Source organism: Streptomyces sp. CAI-85 (assembly GCF_013363615.1).
In the GTDB taxonomy this organism is placed as follows: domain Bacteria; phylum Actinomycetota; class Actinomycetes; order Streptomycetales; family Streptomycetaceae; genus Streptomyces; species Streptomyces antibioticus_B.
The window spans coordinates 196,369-217,919 of record NZ_JAANNX010000002.1 but is presented as its reverse complement, the minus strand read 5'-3'; the positions used below and the strand labels follow the sequence as shown (position 1 = coordinate 217,919).

Annotated in this window: 20 protein-coding genes; 7 read left to right on the top strand and 13 right to left on the bottom strand. The window is 71.4% G+C overall.

Features of this window, described 5'->3' with window-relative positions; all coding sequences use genetic code 11:
- Positions 1 to 5: 5 nt before the first annotated feature.
- Positions 6 to 773: a DUF6879 family protein gene (locus G6W55_RS03930; protein ID WP_175519353.1), complete on the bottom strand. Its 768-nt coding sequence runs from the start codon at positions 771 to 773 to the stop codon at positions 6 to 8.
- Positions 774 to 969: 196 nt separating this feature from the next.
- Between G6W55_RS03930 and G6W55_RS03925 the strand changes: the two genes are divergently transcribed.
- A complete protein-coding gene (locus G6W55_RS03925) occupies positions 970 to 1,203 on the top strand; it encodes a DUF397 domain-containing protein (RefSeq protein ID WP_085211653.1) in 234 nt (77 codons plus the stop codon).
- Positions 1,204 to 1,215: 12 nt separating this feature from the next.
- A complete protein-coding gene (locus tag G6W55_RS03920) occupies positions 1,216 to 1,650 on the top strand; it encodes a hypothetical protein (protein WP_175519352.1) in 435 nt (144 codons plus the stop codon).
- Positions 1,651 to 1,682: 32 nt separating this feature from the next.
- Here G6W55_RS03920 and G6W55_RS03915 read toward each other — a convergent pair whose 3' ends face one another.
- From G6W55_RS03915 to G6W55_RS03905, 3 genes are all read right to left on the bottom strand, one after another.
- Complete coding sequence (locus tag G6W55_RS03915; RefSeq protein ID WP_175519351.1) at positions 1,683 to 3,182, bottom strand: cellulase family glycosylhydrolase; 1,500 nt, start codon at positions 3,180 to 3,182, stop codon at positions 1,683 to 1,685.
- A 143-nt stretch (positions 3,183 to 3,325) separates the two neighbouring features.
- Complete coding sequence (locus G6W55_RS03910; RefSeq protein WP_175519350.1) at positions 3,326 to 3,946, bottom strand: hypothetical protein; 621 nt, start codon at positions 3,944 to 3,946, stop codon at positions 3,326 to 3,328.
- Positions 3,947 to 4,102: 156 nt separating this feature from the next.
- Positions 4,103 to 5,125 carry a WD40 repeat domain-containing protein gene (locus G6W55_RS03905; protein WP_175519349.1) on the bottom strand — a complete coding sequence of 341 codons (1,023 nt, stop codon included), beginning with the start codon at positions 5,123 to 5,125 and terminating at the stop codon, positions 4,103 to 4,105.
- A 178-nt stretch (positions 5,126 to 5,303) separates the two neighbouring features.
- Between G6W55_RS03905 and G6W55_RS03900 the strand changes: the two genes are divergently transcribed.
- Complete coding sequence (locus tag G6W55_RS03900; protein WP_175519348.1) at positions 5,304 to 5,984, top strand: GDSL-type esterase/lipase family protein; 681 nt, start codon at positions 5,304 to 5,306, stop codon at positions 5,982 to 5,984.
- Positions 5,985 to 6,056: 72 nt separating this feature from the next.
- The gene (locus tag G6W55_RS03895) at positions 6,057 to 7,049 is read left to right on the top strand and encodes an aldo/keto reductase (RefSeq protein ID WP_175519347.1); all 993 of its coding nucleotides are present in this window, start codon (positions 6,057 to 6,059) and stop codon (positions 7,047 to 7,049) included.
- Positions 7,050 to 7,217: 168 nt separating this feature from the next.
- On the opposite strand, the gene thpR is transcribed toward G6W55_RS03895, so the two are convergent.
- The 3 genes from thpR to G6W55_RS03880 all read right to left on the bottom strand — a co-directional run bounded on the left by thpR (position 7,218) and on the right by G6W55_RS03880 (position 9,921).
- Positions 7,218 to 7,790, bottom strand: a complete 573-nt coding sequence (gene thpR / locus G6W55_RS03890; RefSeq protein ID WP_175519346.1) for an RNA 2',3'-cyclic phosphodiesterase — start codon at positions 7,788 to 7,790, stop codon at positions 7,218 to 7,220.
- Positions 7,791 to 8,060: 270 nt separating this feature from the next.
- Complete coding sequence (locus G6W55_RS03885; protein ID WP_175519345.1) at positions 8,061 to 9,434, bottom strand: MFS transporter; 1,374 nt, start codon at positions 9,432 to 9,434, stop codon at positions 8,061 to 8,063.
- A gap of 49 nt (positions 9,435 to 9,483) precedes the next feature.
- A complete protein-coding gene (locus G6W55_RS03880) occupies positions 9,484 to 9,921 on the bottom strand; it encodes a MarR family winged helix-turn-helix transcriptional regulator (protein WP_030785368.1) in 438 nt (145 codons plus the stop codon).
- A gap of 148 nt (positions 9,922 to 10,069) precedes the next feature.
- On the opposite strand from G6W55_RS03880, the gene G6W55_RS03875 reads away from it, so the two are divergent.
- Complete coding sequence (locus G6W55_RS03875) at positions 10,070 to 10,252, top strand: ribbon-helix-helix protein, CopG family (RefSeq protein ID WP_030785370.1); 183 nt, start codon at positions 10,070 to 10,072, stop codon at positions 10,250 to 10,252.
- A gap of 26 nt (positions 10,253 to 10,278) precedes the next feature.
- On the opposite strand, the gene G6W55_RS03870 is transcribed toward G6W55_RS03875, so the two are convergent.
- Positions 10,279 to 11,664 carry an NCS2 family permease gene (locus tag G6W55_RS03870; RefSeq protein WP_030785374.1) on the bottom strand — a complete coding sequence of 462 codons (1,386 nt, stop codon included), beginning with the start codon at positions 11,662 to 11,664 and terminating at the stop codon, positions 10,279 to 10,281.
- Between the two features lie 113 nt (positions 11,665 to 11,777).
- Between G6W55_RS03870 and G6W55_RS03865 the strand changes: the two genes are divergently transcribed.
- On the top strand, positions 11,778 to 12,029 hold the full coding sequence (locus G6W55_RS03865) for a DUF2530 domain-containing protein (protein WP_175519344.1): 252 nt from the start codon (positions 11,778 to 11,780) through the stop codon (positions 12,027 to 12,029).
- 80 nt (positions 12,030 to 12,109) lie between these two features.
- Positions 12,110 to 14,476, top strand: a complete 2,367-nt coding sequence (locus G6W55_RS03860) for an HAD-IC family P-type ATPase (RefSeq protein ID WP_175519343.1) — start codon at positions 12,110 to 12,112, stop codon at positions 14,474 to 14,476.
- 15 nt (positions 14,477 to 14,491) lie between these two features.
- Here the strand turns inward: G6W55_RS03860 and G6W55_RS03855 are convergent, their stop codons facing one another.
- From G6W55_RS03855 to G6W55_RS03835, 5 genes are all read right to left on the bottom strand, one after another.
- Positions 14,492 to 15,304, bottom strand: coding sequence for a hypothetical protein (locus G6W55_RS03855; protein WP_175519342.1), 813 nt, complete (start codon positions 15,302 to 15,304; stop codon positions 14,492 to 14,494).
- A gap of 50 nt (positions 15,305 to 15,354) precedes the next feature.
- Positions 15,355 to 16,281: a hypothetical protein gene (locus G6W55_RS03850; protein WP_175519341.1), complete on the bottom strand. Its 927-nt coding sequence runs from the start codon at positions 16,279 to 16,281 to the stop codon at positions 15,355 to 15,357.
- A gap of 107 nt (positions 16,282 to 16,388) precedes the next feature.
- Positions 16,389 to 17,165 (bottom strand): calcium-binding protein, encoded by a 777-nt coding sequence (locus tag G6W55_RS03845; protein ID WP_175519340.1) that lies wholly within the window; start codon positions 17,163 to 17,165, stop codon positions 16,389 to 16,391.
- Positions 17,166 to 17,355: 190 nt separating this feature from the next.
- Entirely contained in the window at positions 17,356 to 20,529 is a 3,174-nt protein-coding gene (locus tag G6W55_RS03840) for a sacsin N-terminal ATP-binding-like domain-containing protein (protein ID WP_175519339.1), read from the bottom strand.
- A gap of 93 nt (positions 20,530 to 20,622) precedes the next feature.
- On the bottom strand, positions 20,623 to 21,537 hold the full coding sequence (locus G6W55_RS03835; RefSeq protein ID WP_175519338.1) for a DUF3027 domain-containing protein: 915 nt from the start codon (positions 21,535 to 21,537) through the stop codon (positions 20,623 to 20,625).
- Positions 21,538 to 21,551 lie beyond the last annotated feature (14 nt).

Below are 21,551 nucleotides of genomic sequence, written 5' to 3'. Positions count from 1 at the left end.
GACCCCTACGTGTCGCCGTCCAACTCAGCCTTGAACCGCTTCCACGGTACGGCGTGATGCCAGGCCGCGTCCCGCACCATGCAGCAGCGCACCACCTCGGCGGGCTCCGTGATCAGATCCACGTGGGTGAGTTCGTCGGCCTCGTCGAACCGGAGGAGGGCGACCAGGCGGCTGTCGAACAGCCAGAAGTCCTCGGCGGGGAGCCTGAGTCGGTCGGCGTCGGCCCGCCACAGGTTGCGGATGTCCTCACCGAAGCCGATGTTTCCCTTGGCGCTGCTGAGGAGGTAGCGCTGGCCGAGCGTGGCGGGCTGGTCCACGATGCGCACGCGTTCCATGCGCTTGCCCTGCTCGGTCTGGGCGCGGATCGTGTCGCGGAACCACCTGACCTCCGGGGCGTTGGCCCAGTCGTCGCCGACCGAGCCGGTGTCCACGAACTGCCTCCAGCGCTCGTTCTTCTCGTCGCTCGCGTACCGCCGCCGGGTCTCCAACCGCCACGCCGTGTGCTCGAACTTGCCGAACAGACTCTGGAACTCGTCGAGATCGATCGTCCGCACCTGCCGGTCCCGCTCCTTCGGGGTCCAGTCCACGAGCAGATCACGCGGGACCACGACGGCGACCTCCCCCTCCGAGAAGTGCTGGAGCTGCGCCAGATCGTCCGCGTCGGTGAGCGGAGGACCATGGACGATCACCTCGCCGCTGTCCAAGTCCTCGTGCACCGAAGGGCATCCGGTGACCCCGCTCCCGGTCCCGTTGAACCGCAACCGACGTGCCATACGCGACAACTCCCTTGAGACTCGACGATGTTGCTCCCCCAGCATGTCGGTGCCTCTGAGTGAATGTCCATGCATTCAGAGTGACGGCGTGAGAATAGTGGAGAATATTCTCCGATCGACCGCCCCTTCCGGCTCTACCTTCCTGACTGACAGCAACCGCCTCGCCACTCATGGCGAGCTACGGAAGGGCCCACCCATGCTCGACGCAACCAAGCTCTACGCCCTCGACATCACCTCCGCCTCGTTCAAAAGGGCCTGCGGCGGCAACACGCACCCGGACGGCGAGTCGTGCGTGACCCTCGCCCGGATCGGGGAGGACGCCTGGGCCCTTGGGGACAGCAAGCGGCCCGACGTGGCGCCGTTGCGGTTCAGTTCGGAGGAGTTGAGTGTGGCCGGGATCGATCCCACGCGGTTCGGGCTGGCCCTCTGAGCACGCGCGCCGGTGCACCACCACGGCTATCTGTGGATCGGCCCCAAGGACCGCTTCGATCAAGAGGCGTTACGGCGGCCCCCGCACCCCCAGCCGCCCCCGGCCGGGAGCCGGCCCGAGCTGGTTCAGCGGTATCGCGAGGTGGCGGCCGAGTTCCCCGGCTCGGACCTGCCGCCGCTGGAGACGGCGTACTGGCTCCTCAAGCCGCGCTCGTCGGTGCGCGGCACCTGGCAGGACCCGGAGGAGGCCGCGGCGTGGATCCGTGAACGGCTGGCCGAGGTGCGCCTCTCCGCGCATCTCGCTCACGCCGTCGAGCGGCTCGGGCGGGGCGGGGACGTGTCCCTCGGGTTCTATCTGGAGCGGCCGGTCTTCCTGTCGCTGGCGGTGGTGGCGTGTTCGCCGCGCCGTGAGCGGCACGCCGGCCTCGCCTGCCCGCTCGGCAAGTGAAAGGGGCGCCCTGTCGCAGGGCGCCCCTTCCGTCACGTCGCCGTGCAGCTCACCGCCGGTGCGCCCGCCCCGCCCGGTGCGGCCCCGAAGCCGAAGCTCGTCGACGTGCCGGGCGCCACCGTGCCGTTGTACGCCGCGTTGACCGCCGTCACCGTCCCGCCGCTCTGGGTGTACGACGCGTTCCACATGCTCGTGACCCGCTGTGCGCCGCTCCAGGCCCAGGTCACCTTCCAGGAGGACAGCGCCGTCGTCCCCGTGTTGGTCACCTTCACGTCCGCGTTGAAGCCGCCGCCCCAGTCGCTGCTGATCGTGTACGTGGCCGAGCAGGAAGCCGTCGAACCGCCGTCATCCCCTCCACCGCCCCCGCCGGCCGGGAAGCCCGGCGCCTTGATGCTCGCCAGGTAGCCGTCCTTCACCGTGTCCACGGTCTGCCAGTCGTCCTTCAGAATGCCGCCCGTGTCACCGGAGTTGGGGTTCCAGGACCAGAAAGTCCAGTGGAAGGAGTCGCCGCCGTACGTCGACGTGGGCCGCAGGTAGTCCACCAGGGCCGCCAGCCACCGCTGGTCCACCGTCGAGGCGAGCGTCGTGCCGAACTCGCCCAGCCAGACCGGCGCGATGTTCTGCTTGAAGAGGTAACCCCAGTACTTGTCCCAGACCCCCGGCATGTTCGCGGGGAACGACGGATCGCTGAACCAGCTCTGCTGGGCGACGCTCGTGGCGTAGTCGTGGGCCGAGTACACGAGCCGGCCGGGCACGTCGAGCCGTACCGGGTACTGGGCCACGCCCATCAGATTGCCGCCCCACCAGCCGGAGACGCCGTTGAAGGTCTGCACGCCCTCGACGAGGATCAGCAGGTCCGGGTTGACGGAGAGGACCGCGTTGCCGGCCCGCTCGGCGGCGAGCCGCCAGTCGGTCGCGGTGTCGCCGCAGCCCCAACAGGCGGGATCATGCGGCTCGTTGTGCAGGTCGATGCCGATGACGGTGTCCTGGCCCCGGTAACGGGCCGCCAGCGCCTTGAGGTTGGCGATCCACGTCGACTCGGGCACGGCCGCGGTGTACCAGAGCGCCGACTGCCCGGCGGCGTCCGGGCGGTGCCGGTCGAGGATGACCTTGAGGCCGCCCTGACCGGCGTACGCGACGATCCTGTCCAGGACGCCGAGGGAGCCGAGCCCTTGCAGGTCGGCGTTCTTGCCGCCGCTGAAGTCGATGCCGGTGGGGGCGGTGCCGCTCTTGAGGATGTCGTCGCTGTACGGGATGCGGAGAGTGTTGTACCCGAGCGACTTCATCTGGTCGATCATGCTCTTGTAGTCGCGGGACCAGAGGCCGTGGACGACGTTGTCGGCGGTCTCGAAGCCGAACCAGTTGATCCCGGCGATCCTGACCGGCTGCCCGGCGGAGTCGAGGATCTGGCGGCCGCTGGTGTGCCAGTAGCCGGCACCTGCGGCAGCCTCGACCGCCTGCGCGCCTGCCGCCAGGGGGAGCAGCAGGGCCGCGACGGCGACGCACAGCGCTCTGCGGAGGTTGCGGAACATGACGTTGCTTCCTCTCGGGGCGGCGCGGGTCCGGAACTATGGGAGCGCTCCCATACGCCGCGCACCTCCAGGAAACTGGGATGCCATGAACTCGTCAAGATGAGCGGCGGCACCCCGTGGCTGCCGCCGCTCACGCCTATCGGTCAGGCGCTCTCGACGGGCCCGTCCGTGCCTCCGTCGGTGCCCAGGTCCGTACCCCCGTCCGTACCTCCGTCGCCGCCCCCGGGGCCGATCAGCGAGGCGTCGATGCCGGCGATCCCGCCGGTCGCCGTGAGGCTCACCAGGACCCGCACCGGTGCGATCGGGTTCGGCGGGACGACCGGGTTGGGCGGCAGGACCGGGTTGATCTGGAGGAACGTCGGGAGCACGAGCAGCGGCGTGATCGGGTTCGGCGGGACGGTGACCCGGTCGACGTCGGCGCCGACGAACCGGTACGTGGCGCCCGTGACGGCGCCGACGCCCCTGGTGTTCCCCAGCGAGCTGATGACCTGTGCCGTACCGCCGCCGTCCGCGCCCGTCCTGGTGACGACGGTGACGTGGAGCGTGCCGGTGAGGTTGATCTGCTCCGAGGCGCCCGCGATCGGGCCGCTCAGCGCGATGGTGACGGAACGCCAGTCCACGCCCAGGGTGGGGACGGCGTGACCGGCGCGGGCCGGCTGGGCGGCGGCGGCCGTCGCCGACGGGACGGCGAGCCCCAGGACGGCGAGGAGCAGGCTGATCTTCACGGTGAACGTGCGGGCGGCGCGTATGGCATGACCGCGCATCGGGACTCCCATCGGTGAGGAGCGGGACCGTACGAAGCCGCCCCCGTCCCGCGAGACACCGCCAGCCTGCCGGGGCCGGACACCCACTGTCGCGCGGGACGGTCCGGACGGGTGACCCGGCCCGCGCACGCCGGTCGCCGACGCGCCGCCGTGCGCTCAGCGGCGCCGCCGCAACCGTCGTACGCCGAACGCGGCGATGGCCACCGCCGCGAGGGCGAACGCGCCCAGTTTCACCTCGCCGCCCGTCGAGGAACCGTCGTCCTCGCTCGTGGCGTTGTCCGAACTCCCTGAGCCCGACGGCGACTTGGAGTCGGCCGGGGCGTCGGGCGCGTCCTCCGCCACCACCGTGCTGCCGGTGCCCTCGCTGCCGTACATGAGCTTGCTGCCGTCGGCGGAGTAGGTGACGGACTCACCCTGCCGCTGGAGGGGCACCTCGAGGCGGCCCTTGCGGCGGAGGTCGCCGCCGTTCCACTCATAGGAGATGCCGCCGAAGTAACCGCGTACGGCGAGGTGGGTGCCGTCCGGGGAGAACGCGGCGTCGGTGGCCCACAGGTCGACGGGGGCGACCGGCTTGAAGACGTTCGTGCCGGAGGCGGCGAGGGTGGCCGGGCCCTCGTAGAGGTGTCCGCCGTCCTCCTGCTTGTCGATGATGTAGACCCGCCCGGTCTTGGGGTGCACGAGGAGCGACTCGGCGTCGCGGGGGCCGTCGGAGTACTTGACGATGTACTGCGTGGCGCGGACCGTCGCGTCGCTGAGCGTCTTCGGCTCGGGCAGCTTGTAGATCCACACGTACGGCCAGCCGCCGCCGAGGTTGTCGCCGATGTCGCCGACCCAGATCTCGTTGCCGGGGCCGATCGAGATGGCCTCGACGTCGCGCGGGGTGCCGATGCCGGTGAGGGTGAGGCGGGCGACGGTCTTCCCGGTCGCGCTGTCGACGGCGTAGAGGTAGGGGCCGTCGTCGCTGTCGTTGTGGGTCCAGTAGACGCCCGGGTGCTGTCGGGAGGCGGCGAGACCGCTGGACTCGGTGATCCGCGGGTCCTCGATCGTGAAGCCCTTGTTCCCGGCCTTGTCCCCGTCGTCGGCGGAGGCGGGTACGGCGAGCGCGGGTACGGCGGCCGCGCCCATGAGGAAGGCACCGGCGAGGAGGGCTCCGGCACGGCCGGCGAAGGGTCGTCGCATGCCCCAAGCCTGCCATCCCGCCCGCGGGTTCCGGGCACGCGTTCCGGGCGCGGCGATCACCGCGGCGCAGGTCGTGGCCGGGTCGTGGCCGGGCCCTGGCCGTGTCCTTGTCGGCCGTGGTGAGCCTCACACGCCCCCGGACTCCTGTGATCGTCCGGCGATCCCTCATCATGAGCGGATGCTTAGGTTCATGCCCGTGGGCGACTCGATGACGATCGGCAGCGCGGGCGAACACACATGGCGTTACCGCATGTGGCGGCACCTGTGCGCGACGTACGACGGCCCCTGCGCCCTGGTCGGCCCGCGCGAGACGCTCCACGACAAGCAGGCGGACGCGCCCACGTCGTACGCGTACGCCGAACCGGGCTTCCCGCGCGCCCATCTGGCCGGCTGGGGCGAGGGCTGGCTGCACATGGCCCCGCTGATCGGCGCGGCGGTGCGGGAGCACCGGGCGGACGTGCTGCTGGTCTCCCTGGGCCTGATCGACCTGGGTTTCTACACGAACGCCGAGCAGACCGCGGAGAACGTGCGGGCCTTCACGGCCGAGGCGCGCGCGGCGAACCCGGCGGTGCGGATGGTCTGGCTGCCGGTGATCCCCAACGTGCGCGCGGCGGACGACCCGCCCTTCGGCGCCGAGGTCACCGCCTTCAACGAACGCCTGGCGAAGGCGGCCGCCGACCTGGACACCCCGTCCTCCCCGATCCTCCTGGCCTCGGTCCCCGACACCTGGGATCTCCACACCGACACCTACGACGGCACCCACCCCAACGCACGCGGCGAACACAAACTGGCGGCGGCCTTCGCGACGGCGATGCATCAGGGGTGGGGGGTGGGCGGGGAGTACGAGGCCCGCGACTGACCGGGACGGACCGGCCTGGCTCGCCCCGGACCCCTTGCGTCGAGCGCACTCCAAGTCGTTGGCTGGGGTTCCATGAAGTACACGCAGCTCGGACGTACCGGACTCAAGGTCAGCCGTCTCGTCCTCGGCACCATGAACTTCGGCCCGCAGACCGACGAGACCGACTCCCACGCGATCATGGATTCGGCGCTGGACGCGGGTATCAACTTCTTCGACACCGCTAATGTGTACGGCTGGGGCGAGAACAAGGGCCGTACCGAGGAGATCATCGGCAACTGGTTCGCCAAGGGCGGCGAGCGGCGCGACAAGGTCGTGCTCGCCACCAAGGTGTACGGCAACATGGCCGCCGAGGGCGACGCCTGGCCCAACCACGACAAGCTGTCCGCGCTCAGCATCCGGCGGGCCGTGGACGCGTCGCTCAGGCGGCTGAAGACCGACTACATCGACCTGTACCAGTTCCACCACATCGACCGCCTCACGTCGTTCGACGAGATCTGGCAGGCGATCGACGTGCTGGTGCAGCAGGGCAAGGTCCTCTACGCCGGTTCCTCCAACTTCCCCGGCTACAAGATCGCCCAGGCCAACGAGACCGCCGCGCGCCGGGGCGGGACCATCGGGCTCGTCAGCGAGCAGTGTCTGTACAACCTGGCCGAGCGGCGCGCCGAGATGGAGGTGATCCCGGCCGCGCGCGAGTACGGCCTCGGCGTCATCCCGTGGTCGCCGCTGCACGGCGGGGCGCTGGGCGGGATCATCCGCAAGGAGGTCGAGGGCGGGCGCCGCGCGGCCGGGCGGGCCGCCGACACGCTGGCCGACACCGTGGCGCGTGGCCGGATCCAGGCGTACGAGGACCTCCTCGACAAGCACGGGATCGAACCCGGCGAGGCCGCTCTGGCGTGGCTGCTCACCCGGCCCGGCGTGACCGGACCGATCGTCGGGCCGCGCACCGCCGGGCAACTGGAGTCGGCGATCCGTGCGGTGGGGCTGGAGCTGAGCGAGGAGCTGCTGACCGGCCTGGACGAGATCTTCCCGGGACCGGGGCCGTCCCCGGAGGCGTTCGCCTGGTAGTCGGGGGGCTGCTTCGGGCGGGGGGAGGGCACCGAGACGCACCCGGGCGTCCCTCCCCCTCCCCTGCTTCTACTTCCCGACCGCGGCCGCCATCGCCACCACGACAAACATCAGCACGAGCGCACCGGCCATGATCCGGTTCCTGGTCTTCGGGTCCACGCGTCGAGCCTAACCGGCCCCGCCGAGCGGCCAGCGCCCGACCGGGTCGTAGCGGGGCTGCTCCCCCGGCATCCCGGACCGCGGCAGCCGGCTGCGTACGAGGGTCAGCTCGTCCACGGTCCAGGTACGGCCGGCGAAGGTGTCCAGCGCCTCGACGTACGGCGTCACGTCCACGGCGTCGCGGCTGCGGGCCAGGGTCAGATGCGCCTTGTAGCGGCGGTGTCCTCCCAGGTCGAGGCCCGTTTTCCGGCCCGCCGCCTCGGCCCGGTCCGCGAGCAGCCGCAACGCCGACACGTCCCCGGCAGCCCCGGCCCAGAGGGCCCGTCCGTGCCCGAACTGTCCCCCGCCCCGCACACCGAGCGCGAACGGCTCACTCCGGTGCGCGACCCGCCCCAGCCGCGCCGACAGCTCCTCCACGAGGTCGTCGTCGGCCTCGCCGTAGAAGGCGAGCGTGAAGTGCCACCCGGGCCGCCCGGTCCACCGCAACGCCTCCGCCCCGGGCAGCCGACGCAACTCCCCTACCTCGGCGGCGAGTTCCCGCACCACGTCGTCCGGCGGAAGCACGGCGGCGAACAGTCTCATAGGGCCGATTCTCCCGAACCGGGGTACCGACCGCGCGGCACAGGGCGGGTGTGGCCGTACTCACAGGGGGCGCGCCACCGGTAACGGCGGGTGCCCCTCCCTCCGGGACTACGCCCACGTCCGCTGCCGAGCCGGGCGCCGACGGGGACGCTCCCCCTTCCCGGGGAGGGCACGCACGGCGGCGCTGAACCGCTGGCCACCATGTGCACGGGCCCCGCCGGTGTCGAGGGGGGGGACCGCCCTGCCCCGGGACAGGCGCATCAGGCCCCCTCACGCCGCCGAGGTCAGTTCCCGGTCCCGGTCGGTCTTGTTCTCGCTCCGGCGAGGGACGAACCGTACCCGGGGATGGCCGTGGTGCCAGCCGACCGTGAGGCGGAGGTTGCCTACCCGGGTCAGGGTCAGGCCGATCGTGGCGGCGGCCAGGGCGGCCACCGCGCCGCCCGTCGCGAGGCCCGCTCGGACGCCGTACGCGTCGGTGATCCAGCCCGCGATCGGGGCGCCGACCGGGGAGCCGCCGAGGAAGACCATCATGTAGAGGGCCATGACACGGCCGCGCATGGCCGGGTCGGTGCCCATCTGGATGCTGGTGTTGGCGGTGACGTTGACCGTCATGCCGAACATGCCGATCGGGGCCATCAGCAGGGCGAAGAGCCACAGCGAGGGCGCGCCCGCCGCGGCGATCTCCACCGCGCCGAAGGCCACGGCCGCCGCGATCAGCACCCGCATCCGGGCCGTGCCGCGCCGCGCCGCCAGCAGGGCGCCGATCAGCGAGCCGACCGCCATCAGCGTGTTGAAGAGGCTGTACGCACCGGCGCCCGCGTCGAAGACGTCGTCGGCGAAGGCGGAGAGGTAGACGGGGAAGTTGAAGCCGAAGGTGCCGATGAACCCGATCAGGGTGATCGTCCAGATCAGGTCGGGGCGGCCCGCGACATAGCGAAGCCCCTCGCGGAGCTGGCCCTTGGCGCGCGGGGCGCGTTCGACGGCGTGCAGGTCGCGGGCCCGCATCAGCAGCAGGCCGGTGATGGGCGCGACGAAGGACAGGCCGTTGAAGAGGAACGCCCAGCCGGTGCCCACGCCGGTGATCAGCACACCGGCGACGGCGGGGCCGACGAGCCGGGCGGACTGGAAGTTCGCGGAGTTGAGGCTGACGGCGTTCTGGAGCTGGTCGGGGCCGACCATCTCGGAGACGAAGGACTGCCGGGCCGGGTTGTCGACGACCGTCGCGAGACCCACGGCGAACGCGGCGACGTACACGTGCCACACCTGGACGTGCCCGGAGAGCGTGAGCAGGGCGAGCGCGATGCCGGTGAGGGCCATCGCCGCCTGGGTGAACAGCAGCGTGGGCCGCTTGGGCAGCCGGTCGACGAGGACGCCGCCGTAGAGGCCGAAGAGCAGCATCGGCAGGAACTGGAGGGCCGTCGTGACGCCGACGGCCGTGGCGGAGCCGGTGAGGCTGAGGACCAGCCAGTCCTGGGCGATCCGCTGCATCCAGGTGCCGATGTTCGAGACGACCTGGCCGGCGAAGAAGAGCCGGTAGTTCCTCACCTTGAGGGAGGCGAACATCGAGGCGCGGGCGGGACGGGCGGGCGGGGATTCGGGGGTGGTCGGTGCGGGTGCGGAGTCTGCTCCGGGTCCCGGACTCAAAGGGTTCGCCTCCTGTGTGTCACGTCGTGCTGTCGGCGGAGCCGGGGAGCTAGAGATGCGCGAGCTTCTCCAGCACGGGTGCGGCGGCGCGCAGCTTCGCCCACTCGTCCTCGTCGAGGCCGTCGACCAGGGTGGCCAGGAAGGCGTTCCGCTTGCGGCGGCTCTCCTCGAGCATGGTCTCGGCCTGCTCGGTCCTGGTGACGACCTTCTGGCGGCGGTCCTCGGGGTGCGGCTCCAGCCGGACCAGGCCCTTGGCCTCCAGGAGCGCCACGATGCGGGTCATGGACGGCGGCTGGACGTGTTCCTTGCGGGCCAGCTCACCGGGGGTGGCGCTGCCGCACAGGGACAGGGTGCCGAGCACCGACATCTCGGTCGGGCTCAGCGATTCGTCGACCCGCTGGTGCTTGAGCCGACGGGACAGCCGCATCACGGCGGATCGCAGGGAGTTCACGGCGGCAGCGTCGTCGCCATGCGTAAGGTCCGGCATGTTCTTTAACATAACTCATTACTCTGGCTAAATACCACCCGGGGCCCCACCCGCGCTCCGCCTTGAGGAAACGCAGAATCACTCATACGGGTGATACGACCGCGGAACGGCTCCCACCACCCCGAACCGTGCGGCGACCCTCGTAGCCATGGGGACCAGTGTGCTCAGCCTGCGGATAGACGGGGAGCTGCTCGAACGGCTCCGCCACCATGCTGCGAAAAGGGGAATGAGCGTCCAGGACTATGTGATCCAGACGCTCATCCGTGACGACTTCGACGAGCGGTTCCAGGCCGCCGTCGAGGAGACGGAGAAGTTCTACGGGCTCACCTGAGCCCGTAGAACTCCCCGCGAACCGGCTCAGGTCAGACCGAGCGCCGGCATCAGGTAGTAGAAGGCGAAGACCGCCGAGACCACATACATGGGCACCGGCACCTCCCGGCCCCGGCCGGCCGCCAGGCGCAGCAGCGCGAAGGTGATGAAGCCCATGCCGATACCGTTGGTGATCGAGTAGGTGAACGGCATCATCACCATCGTGATGAACGCGGGCACGGCGATCGTGTAGTCGGCCCAGTCGATGTCCTTGACCGAGCCCGCCAGGATCAGGAAGCCCACCGCGAGCAGCGCGGGGGTGGCCGCCTGGGACGGCACCATCGTGGCGACGGGCGTGAGGAACAGCGAGACGGCGAAGAGGCCGCCCGTGACGAGGTTGGCGAAGCCGGTCCGGGCGCCCTCGCCGACCCCGGCCGTGGACTCCACGAACGCGGTGGTGGCGGAGGAGGAGCTGGCGCCACCGGCGGCGACGGCGAACCCGTCCACGAAGAGCACCTTGCCGATGCCGGGCATCTGGCCCTGGGCGTCGGTCAGCTTCGCCTCGTCGGAGACGCCCATGATCGTGCCCATCGCGTCGAAGAAGCACGACAGCAGGACCGTGAAGACGAACAGGATGCCGGTCAGCACGCCGACCTTGTGGAAACCGCCGAGCAGGCTGAACTCGCCGATCAGCCCGAAGTCGGGCGTGGCGACCGGGTTGCCGGGCCACTCCGGGACGGTCAGGCCCCAGGACGGGACCGTGGCGACCGCGTTGATGATCAGCGCGAGGACGGTCATGGCGACGATCGAGATGAGGATCGCGCCCGGCACCTTGCGGACGATCAGGGCGAGCGTGAGCAGGGAGCCCAGGATGAAGACGAGCACCGGCCAGCCGTTGAGGTGACCGTCGGAGCCGAGCTGGAGCGGGACGGTGGTGTGCGCGGCGTCGGGGATCCGGCTGACGAACCCGGAGTCGACCAGACCGATCAGCATGATGAACAGGCCGATACCGATGGAGATGGCCTTGCGCAGCCCGTACGGCACGGCGTTCATCACCCGCTCGCGCAGGCCGGTGGCGACCAGCAGCATGACGATGAAACCGGCCAGGACGACCATGCCCATCGCGTCCGGCCAGGACATCCGGGGCGCGAGCTGGAGCGCGACGACGGAGTTCACGCCGAGGCCGGCGGCGAGCGCGATCGGCACATTGCCGATGACGCCCATCAGCAGGGTGGTGAAGGCGGCCGTCACACAGGTGGCGGTGACGAGCTGGCCGTTGTCGAGCTGATGCCCGTACATGTCCTTGGCGCTGCCGAGGATGATCGGGTTCAGCACGATGATGTACGCCATCGCGAAGAAGGTGGCGAAACCGCCACGGATCTCCCTCGGCAGCGTGCTGCCCCGCTCGGAGATCTTGAAGTAGCGGTCGACCATTAGAGGTTCCTACGATCAGAAGTGGACAAACCCAAAACCGTTTCAGTATGAACGTATAAAACCGCGGAACGCCATCTCCGCGCGTAGACAAGCGCGGCCCGTAAGCTGTCCCCATGGCGAAGTGGACCCCCCAGCACGAGGCGCCGGAGCCCCTGGAGGGCCCCGTGGTCGCCACCATCACCGGCGGCACGATCCTGTGGTTCGTCCTCTTCCTCGTCCAGCTCCCCTTCTACGGCTGGTTCGACGACCACGGGCATCTGTGGTGGCTGTGGACCTGCCTGGCGGGCGGCGGGCTCGGGCTCATCGGCATCTGGTACGTCCGCAGGCGTGACGCCGCCATCAAGCGGTCCGAGGCGGTCCGGTAGGAACCGGCGTCTCCTCCCCAGGTCGGATCTTCCGGTCCGCCGAGGGGTGAACCCCCAAGTCCGCACGTACCGTCGATGGCATGACCCATATCGACGCCCCCGCCGGCCTGTCGACGGCCACCGGTCTGACCGCGGCCGAGGTCGCGGAGCGTGTCGCGCGCGGTGAGGTCAACGACGTACCCGTCCGCAGCAGCCGCAGCGTCGGCGAGATCGTCCGGGCGAACGTCTTCACCCGGTTCAACGCGATCATCGGCGTCCTGTGGGTGATCATGCTCGGTGTCGCGCCCATCCAGGACGGCCTGTTCGGCTTCGTGATCCTCGCCAACACCGGCATCGGCATCATCCAGGAGTGGCGGGCCAAGCAGACCCTGGACTCCCTCGCCGTCATCGGGGAGGCCCGGCCCACCGTCCGGCGCGACGGCGCCGCCCAGGAGGTCGCCACCGCCGAGATCGTCCTCGACGACCTGATCGAGATCGGCCCCGGCGACAAGATCGTGGTCGACGGGGTGTGCGTGGAGGCCGACGGGCTGGAGATCGACGAGTCACTGCTCACCGGCGAGGCCGACCCCGTCGTCAAGCACAGCGGCGACCAGGTCATGTCGGGCAGCTTCGTGGTGGCCGGCGGCGGCGCCTTCCAGGCCACCAAGGTCGGCCGCGAGGCCTACGCCGCCCAGTTGGCCGAGGAGGCGTCCCGGTTCACCCTCGTCCACTCCGAGCTGCGCTCCGGCATCTCCACCATCCTCAAGTACGTGACCTGGATGATGATCCCGGCCGCGTTCGGCCTGGTCGTCACCCAGCTCTTCGTCAAGAACAACGACCTCAAGGACTCGGTCGCCCGCACCGTCGGCGGCATCGTCCCCATGGTCCCCGAGGGGCTGGTCCTGCTCACCTCCGTCGCCTTCGCCATCGGGGTCATCCGGCTCGGCCGGAAACAGTGCCTCGTCCAGGAGCTGCCCGCCATCGAGGGCCTCGCCCGCGTCGACACGGTCTGCCTCGACAAGACCGGCACCCTCACCGAGGGCGGCATGGACGTCAGCGAGGTCCGGGTCCTGGACGGCGGCGACGGGGCGTACGTACGGCGGGTGCTCGGGGCGCTCGGCGAGTCCGACCCCCGGCCCAACGCCTCCCTCCAGGCGATCATCGACGCCTATCCGGACACCGACGCCTGGCGCTGCACCGAGTCCCTGCCGTTTTCCTCCGCCCGCAAGTACAGCGGCGCCAGCTTCAGCGAGGGCAACGGCGAGAACAGCACCTGGCTGCTCGGCGCCCCGGACGTCCTGCTCGACCCCGGCGACCCCGCCCTCGACGAGACCGACCGGCTCAACGAACAGGGGCTGCGGGTGCTGCTGCTGGCCCGCGCCGCCCGTGATCTCGACGACCCGGCCGTGGCCAAGGGCGCGCGGCCCACCGCGCTGGTCGTCCTGGAGCAGCGGCTGCGGCCCGACGCCGCCGACACCCTGCGCTACTTCGCCGAGCAGAACGTCCAGGCCAAGGTGATCTCCGGGGACAACGCGGTGTCCGTGGGCGCGGTGGCCGGAAAGCTCGGTCTGGACGGCCGTACGGTCGACGCGCGGCGGCTGCCCGGAGAGCGGGACGCGATGGGGCGCGCGCTGGACGAGGGGACCGTGTTCGGACGGGTCACCCCGCAGCAGAAGCGGGACATGGTCGGCGCGCTCCAGGCCCGCGGGCACACCGTCGCGATGACCGGGGACGGCGTGAACGACGTCCTCGCGCTGAAGGACGCGGACATCGGCGTGGCGATGGGCTCGGGCTCGGAGGCCACCCGGGCGGTCGCCCAGATCGTGCTGCTGAACAACAGCTTCGCCACCCTGCCGTCGGTGGTCGCGGAGGGCCGGCGGGTGATCGGCAACATCACGCGCGTGGCCACGCTGTTCCTGGTCAAGACGGTGTACTCGGTGCTGCTGGCGCTGCTGGTGGTGTGCTGGCAGGTCGAGTACCCGTTCCTGCCGCGCCATCTGACGCTGCTGTCCACGCTCACCATCGGGGTCCCGGCGTTCTTCCTGGCGCTCGCCCCCAACAAGGAGCGGGCCCGCCCGCACTTCGTGCGCCGGGTGATGCGGTACTCGATCCCCGGCGGGGTGCTGGCCGGGGTGGCGACCTTCGTGACGTATCTGATCGCCCGCCACCACTACACCGGGGAGGGGTCGCTGGACGCGGAGACCAGCGTCGCGACGCTCACGCTGTTCCTGATCTCGATGTGGGTCCTGGCGATCATCGCCCGCCCCTACACCCTGTGGCGGGTGCTGCTGGTGGCCTCGATGGGCGGGGCGTTCCTGCTGGTCCTGGCCGTGCCGTGGCTCCAGGAGTTCTTCGCGCTGAAACTGGTCGGCATGACGATGCCGTGGATCGCGGTGGCCGTGGCAGCGGTGGCGGCGGCCGCCCTGGAGGTCACGTGGACCTGGGTCGACCGCCGCTTTCCCGCGTGATGCCTGCTCCTGCGACTACTTCACGTCGATGAAGTCGCCCGCGGCGGAGACCGCCGGGGTGGTCGAGGTGCCCGCGAAGGAGTAGCGGTAGTAGCCGTCCGCCGACGCCTTGACCGTGGTCTTCAGCGTGCCGGTCGAGCTGGTCTTGATCGTCTTGACCGTGGTGTAGGTGGAGCTGCCCTTCTTCTTGAACTGGAGCTTCACCGACTGGGCCGCGTACCCGGCGTACTTGTTGGCGTCCCAGTTGGCGCGGGACAGCTTGCCGGTGACCGTGATGGTCTTGCCCTTCTTCACCGGCTCCGGGGCGGCGTCGACCGTCAGCTTGGCGGCGCGCTGGACCTTGACGGTGCCCAGGTTGCTCTGCCACTTCATGTCGTCCGCGGACGAGGCGTCGTTGGCGATGGCCAGGGCGCCGACCTTCCAGGCACCGGCGTCGCCGTTGCCCAGGTCGTCGTAGTCCGCCGGGGCGTCCGGACGGAACTGGATCTTGGCCGTGCACTTCAGGACCGTGGAGGAGGACGTGGTGCAGGTGCCCTCGTTGTCACCGAAGATGCTGTCCGACTGCTCGCCGAGCGTGGCACCGCGGTAGAGCACGGGGCCGCTGATGAAGGAACCGGCGCTGAGGTCGGCCGGCTTGGTGACGGTGTAGGTCACGTTGACGGTGACCTTGGTGGTGGGGCCGACCACGACGGTCTTGCCCGCGTTCACCTTCACGTTGGAGAAGGTGACGTTCGGCGCCGCCGCCGGCGCGGCCTGCGCGGCCGGGACGGCGAGGGCGGACAGGGCGAGGGCACCGGAGGCGGCGACCACGATGGCGCGCTTGCGCAAGGAGAACTCCCAGGTGAAACGGATCTGCGAAAGGAAGGAAGGAGACGGGCCTACTTGACGTCGACGAAGTCGCCCGCGGCGGTGACCGCCGGGGTGGTCGAGGTGCCCGCGAAGGTGTAGCGGAAGAAGCCGTCGGCGGACGCCTTGACCGTGGTCTTCAGCGCGCCGGTCGTGCTGGTCTTGATGGTCTTGACCGTGGTGTAGGTGGAGCTGTTCTTCTTGCGGAACTGGAGCTTCACCGACTGGGTCGAGTAGCCGTGGTACTTGCCGTCGTCCCAGTTGGCGCGGGACAGCTTGCCGGTGACCGTTATGGTCTTGCCCTTCTTCACGGGCTCCGGCGAGGCGTTGACCGTCAGCTTGGAGTACCGCTGGAGCTTGGTGGTGGCGATGCCGTCGGCCTCGGCGTAGCCGACCTTGCTCAGGTCGAGGTCGTCCTCGTCGACGCCGTACTGGTCGTTCCAGTCGATGACGTAGCCGACGGCCTTCCAGCCGGTGGCGTCGGCGTTCCACAGCTCGTCACGCGGCCGGATGTCGACGGTGCCCTTGCAGGTGGCGACCGTGGCCGAGGTGGCGGTGCAGGCGGGGTACTTGTCGCCCCACAGGACGTTCGCCGGGGCGCTGGAGGAGCCGCGGTAGATCAGCAGGTCGATCTCGGTGTCGGCGGCGTTCACGTCGATGTCGGCCGAGTGGGTCACCTTGAAGGTGACGGGCACGGTGACCTTGTTCGTGGTGCCGACGACGATCGGCTTGCCGTTGTTGATCTTCACACCGGAGAAGGTGGCGTCGAGCGCGTACGGCGTGCCCGAGGCGTAGGTGGTGGCGCCGGTGAGGGCCGACCGGCCGGAGGCGGCCTGGTGCAGGGCCTTCAGCGTGGCGGCCGGGTCACGCTGGTCACCGGCGGCCTGAGCGGCCGGGACGGCGAGGGCGGAGAGAGCGAGGGCGCCGGAGACGGCGGCCACGGTGGCACGGATGCGCATGGCTGTCCCAAGGGAGAAAGGGGCCGCGGCGGTTGGCTCCGGTCGGCCCGGGTGGTCGAGCCTCTCGGCTCGGGTGATCGGATCCCTGAGATCGGGAAAGGGGCGTCCTACTTGACGTCGACGAAGTCGGCGGCGGACGTGACCGCGGCCGTCGTCGAGTTGCCCGCGAAGGTGTAGCGGAAGTAACCGTCCGCCGACGCCTTGACGGTCGTCTTGAGCGCTCCGGACGAGCTGGTCTTGATCGTCTTCAGGGTGCTCCACGTGGTGGAGCCCTTCTTCTTGAACTGGAGCTTCACCGACTGGGCGCCGTAGCCGCCGAACTTGAGCGACTCCCAGTTGGCGCGGGTGAGCGAGCCCGTGACCGTGAGGGTCTTGCCCTTCTTCACCGGCTCGGGGGCGGCGTTCGTGGTGAGCTTCGAGGCGCGCTGGAAGTGGAAGGAACCGGCCTTCTCCTTCCACACGAAGTCGCCGTCCTTGGCGTCGATCCACGCGTCGACGTACCAGGTGCCGGCGTTCTTGTTCGAGTAGAAGTCCGTGCGCGGGTCCACCTTCACCGAGGCGGTGCAGGTGGAGGTGGTGGCGTTGACGACCTTGCAGACCGGCTTGCCGGTGATCTCGAAGCCGTAGTCGGGGCCCACGAGGGTGAACTCCTCGGCGCCCGCGATGCCCGAGTTGTCGGTGGCGGTGACGCTGACCGAGACGGTCTTCGCGGCGTTGGTGGTCATGGCCACCTTGTTGTCGCCGTCGACGACCACCTTGGTGATCCTGGTGTTGCCGGAGCCGGCGTCGAACGGGGTGATCTCGGTGGCCTGTGCCGCGGGAACGGACAGACCGGCGAGGGCCAAGGCGCCGAAGGACACGGCGGCGGTGGCGCGGAGACGCATATGGACTTCCCCCATGTTGGCGGGCCCGCTGAGCGTCCATCCCGGCGGGGCCCGAGTGTTCGGCGAGTCGGTCGTGACCGATGACTCGTCGAGTGAGACTCGCACCCCTGTCCGATGGTTGCATGTTCGACAAAGAAAATGCGGAGGACTTGTGTCCACCGCATTTTCTGTCGTCATGTGCCCCTGGCGGTCAGTCGAACCAGCGGTCCCGGGCCAGTTCGCGGGTGCGGGACGGGTCCTCCAGGAGGGCCGCGACCTCGAAGCGGCGGGGCCACTGGCCGGCCGCCCAGGCCAGGCCGGCGGCCACCCCCTCCAGGGTCGCGGCGTGCAGGACGCCGTCGTCGGTCAGCCGCCAGTCGATCTCCACCCCGTCGACCACCAGCTCCTCGTGCTCGACATAGGTGTCCGGGACGCGCGGACCCAGCAGCACCCGCACGGCCTCGGGCACGTCGTGCTCGGTGCCCTCGGAGTCGACCCGGCCGGTGACGGACTCGCTCAGCCGCCGCACCTGGAACAGCTCGGCCAGTTCGGCGGCCCGGGACGGCCGCACCGGCAGCAGCGGGACACCCCCGGTGAAGGGCAGCAGATCGGGCGAGTCGACGACGACCGCCTCGGCCGCGTCCACCACCTCCACCCGTCCGTCCACGACGGCGGCCAGCTCGTCCGGCAGGGTCACCTGCTCCGGGTCCAGCTCGGCCAACGCGCTGTACAGGCCGTGCAGTTGAGCGGCCGACACGGCACGCTCGGGGTCGGCGAGCCGCTCCAGCAGCTCGGCCGCGCCGCCGGGCTCGTCGAGGAGCGCGGCCACGGTGGTGCGCACGCCGAGCGCCCGCAGCACCTGCTCGTCGTCGAAACCGGTCGCGTCGGCCTCGTCGTACAGACCGCGCAGCAGGGGGTCGCCGCCCGCGGCGAGCAGGCCCGCCGGGCGGCGGCCGTCGAGCACCGGGTGCCCGCGCAGCCACCACGCCGTGTACGGCCGTACGGTCTCGTGGGTGCCGTCGGCGAGCAGGACGCGGACCGGCTGGGTGAGGGCGTCGCGCAGCGGCGGCCGGGCGAGCAGGGCGAGGGCCTGCGGCCAGCGGTCGTCGTCGACGAGGTCGAGGTCGCGGACGGCGACGAGTTCGGTGGCGACGGGCGGCACCGGGGAGTCGGGGAAGCGGTCGAGGATGTCCTCGGACCAGACGTCCACCGCGTCCAGCAGTCCGGCGTCGTCGGGTTCGGCGAAGTCGCCCTCGCGGGGCTCCAGTTCGTCCGGGTCGAGGACGACGTCGGTGGCGCGGACCAGGGCGAAACCGGCGAGCACCCCGCAGGCGGCGAGCGGCTGTTCGCCCCACTTGTCGACCAACTCGGAGTCCACCGAGGCGAGTTCGTCCTCGCGGATCACGGCGGCGAACGGGCTGCCGGGCAGCACGAGTTCACCGGCGGGGACGAGTTCGCCGTCCTCGTCGGGGAGCGCGAGCGCGCCCAGCCAGGGTTCGTCGCCGGGCTCCAGGTCCGCGTCTCGGACCAACGCGAGGACGGTGTCGGCGAGTTCCTCCGCGTCCGGGGTACCCCGGTCGTCGTCCCAGGCCCCGCCGTCGTCGTCCAGGGACGCGGCGACGGCGGCCCGCACCTGCGGGGTGGTCAGCACCGCGCGCGGGGTGGCGGGCAGGGCACCGAGCTTCTCCAGGAGCGGATGCGCGGCGTCCGGGTGGGCGACCTTGAGGCCCAGCCGGGCAAGCACGTCCGGGTCCGCACCGGTCCCGCCCGCGCCCGTCCCGTCGCGCCCCGCGTCCTCGCCGCCGGTGGGCAGCAGGATCTGGCGGGGCCCGATCGCGGTCCGGCGGTCGGCCAGCGGCACCGGAAGCCCCGAGAGCCGGTCCGGGTCGACCCCGGCGAGGCTGTCGTAGAGCCGGTACCACCAGTGCGGGTCCTTCTCCAGGCCGGCCAGCCGGTCGATCGCGTCGGCCAGCGGGATCCGCGCCACGTCGAGGGTGCGCAGCTCGGCCCGGCGTTCCAGACCGGCGGGCAGCAGGGTGGGCAGCACCTCGGCCAGCACCCGCACGGTGTCGGCGCCGGCGCCCTCGACGACCTCGGCGTCCCGGGGGCGCAGCGCCTCGGGAAGGTGGTCGAGGTGGTCGTCCTCCTGGTCGGCGGGGGTCGCCGCGGGCGGCAGGAACGCGGTCCGGGGCAGCCGTTCCAGGACGGCCCGGCGCAGGGCGCCGTCCAGCTCGCCCTTGCCCAGCGGCCCCGGCACCAGGTCGATGATCGCGGCGGTCACCGGCCGCCACTCGGCGAGCAGCGCGGTGTAGGCGTCGGCCGCGCGCTCCACCAGATGGTCGGTGAGCGGGCCGGGGGCGGCGTGCCGGCGGGTGGTGTCGAGCGGGAAGGACGCGATGAGCAGGGCGGGCACGCCGAGCCGCTCGTCGCTGGGGGTGGGGGCGTGCACTACGGGGCTGGTGCGAGGGGTCGCCGGGGCGCCGTCCGCGTCGACGGGCACGGCCCAGGTGACCGACCAGTGCGGCCGCAGCCGCTCCTCGACCGGGCGGTCGGCCAGCAGCTCGGCGGTGAGCGGTCCTTCGGCGGTGGCCGTACGCCAGCGGGTGGTGCCGTGTTCCGAGTCCGCTACGACGGTCAGGGCGCCCTCGGCGGAACGGCGCAGGGTGCGCGGGGTGCCGTCGCCGATCTCGACGACGACCTCCGCGAGGCCGGGCAGGGCGAGGAGCAGGGCGTCGTCCACGGCCGTGAGCAGCCGTTCGGCGAGGTCGGCGGCCGCGGCGTCGCGCAGCGGGAGGATGACGGCCGTGTCGTAGGGGTCGGGGGCGGTGCCCTCGGCGGCGAAGGGGAGCCGCAGCAGGGGCACATGGCCGTCGCGGCGGCGGATCTCGTCGCCGAGGCCGGGGCTGTGCCGGGCGGTGTCGGCGGCCAGCTCGCGGGCCTCGGCGAGGGACCAGCGCACCCCGCCGTGGCGGCCGACGACGGCGGGCTCGTCGGTGACGGCGAGCACCGCGGAGAAGCCGACGCCGAAGCGGCCGACGGCACCCGGGTGCGTCTCCCGCTTGGCGGAGGCGCGCAGGGTGGCGAGGGACTCGACACCGGCGGCGTCCAGCGGGGCGCCGGTGTTCGCGGCGACCAGGACGCCGTCGCGGAGGGTGAGCCGGAGCCGGCCGGGGACACCGGCGCGGGCGGCGGCGTCGGCGGCGTTCTGCGCCAGCTCCACGACCAGCCGGTCGCGGTACCCGCCGAGGACGAGGTCCTCCTCGGCGTTGGCGTCCTCCCGGAACCGGGCGGGACTCGTCGCCCAGGCGTCCAGGACTCCGCGGCGCAGTCGGGCCGTACCGAAGGGGTCCGCGCCCTCCGGTGCCGGCCGCACGAACTTGCTCACGTTCACTCTCCTCGTCGGCGTGAGGACGAAGGTACCGGGTACCGGCACCACCCCCGCCCGCCCGCCACCCCGGGGGCGACCGTCGCGAAGCGGCTAGGAGTGGCCCAGCTCCGCGGTGTCCTCGTCCGTCGCCGGGGGGACCGAGCCGGAGTCCGGGGCCGGGCGGAGCGGGAAGGGGTCCACCCGGGTCTCGTCGATGACCGGCGCGGGCGGGCGCGGGGGCGTCGGCATGACCGCCGCCTCCGAGTGGCCGCCGCAGCCGTAGGAGAGCGAGACGACGCGGCCGTCCGCCGGGGCGAACTCGTTGGCGCAGACGCCGAACGCCTGGCCGAGGGAGCCGCCGATCGGCTGGAGGAAACCGCAGCTCACACAGGTCGCGGGGGCCGCCTGGGCCATCGGGGTCTTGGCGCCGTACGCCTCCTCCCAGCGGTCGGCGGCGGTGTGCAGGCCGTAGCGGGACAGGACCCGGGCGCGGCGCATGCCGAGTTCCTCGGCGACCGCCGAGATCGTGCCCCGCCGGGGCACGGTGGGCAGCGCGGCCGTCAGGTCCGCGTCCTCCGCCTCGGCCAGCTCGGCCAGCTCCGCGGAGACCAGGGAGTTCGGCGGGGGCTCCTCCTCGCCGGTGTAGCCCGGTTCGAGCCGCAGGTCCTCGGCGTCGGTGGGCAGCAGATCGCCCGGGCCCATGTCGCCGGGGCGCAGCCGCTCGCTCCACGGCACCCACTCGGGCGCCAGGACCGCGTCGGGGCCGGGGAGCAGCACCACCTCGTCCAGGGTGACGGTCTTCGCGCGGGAGGCGCGGGCCACGGTGGCCGCCCAGCGCCAGCCGCGGTAGCCCAGCTCCTTGCACTCGAAGTAGTGCGTGACCACACGGTCGCCCTCGGCGACCACGCCCACGTGCTCGCCGACCACGCCGGGAGCCGCGGCCTCCTCGGCTGCGGTGCGGGCGAGGTCGACGGCCTCGGCGCACAGACGGTCGGGGGTGCGGCTTCGCGTGGTCGCTGCGCTCACAGGTATCGCTTCTC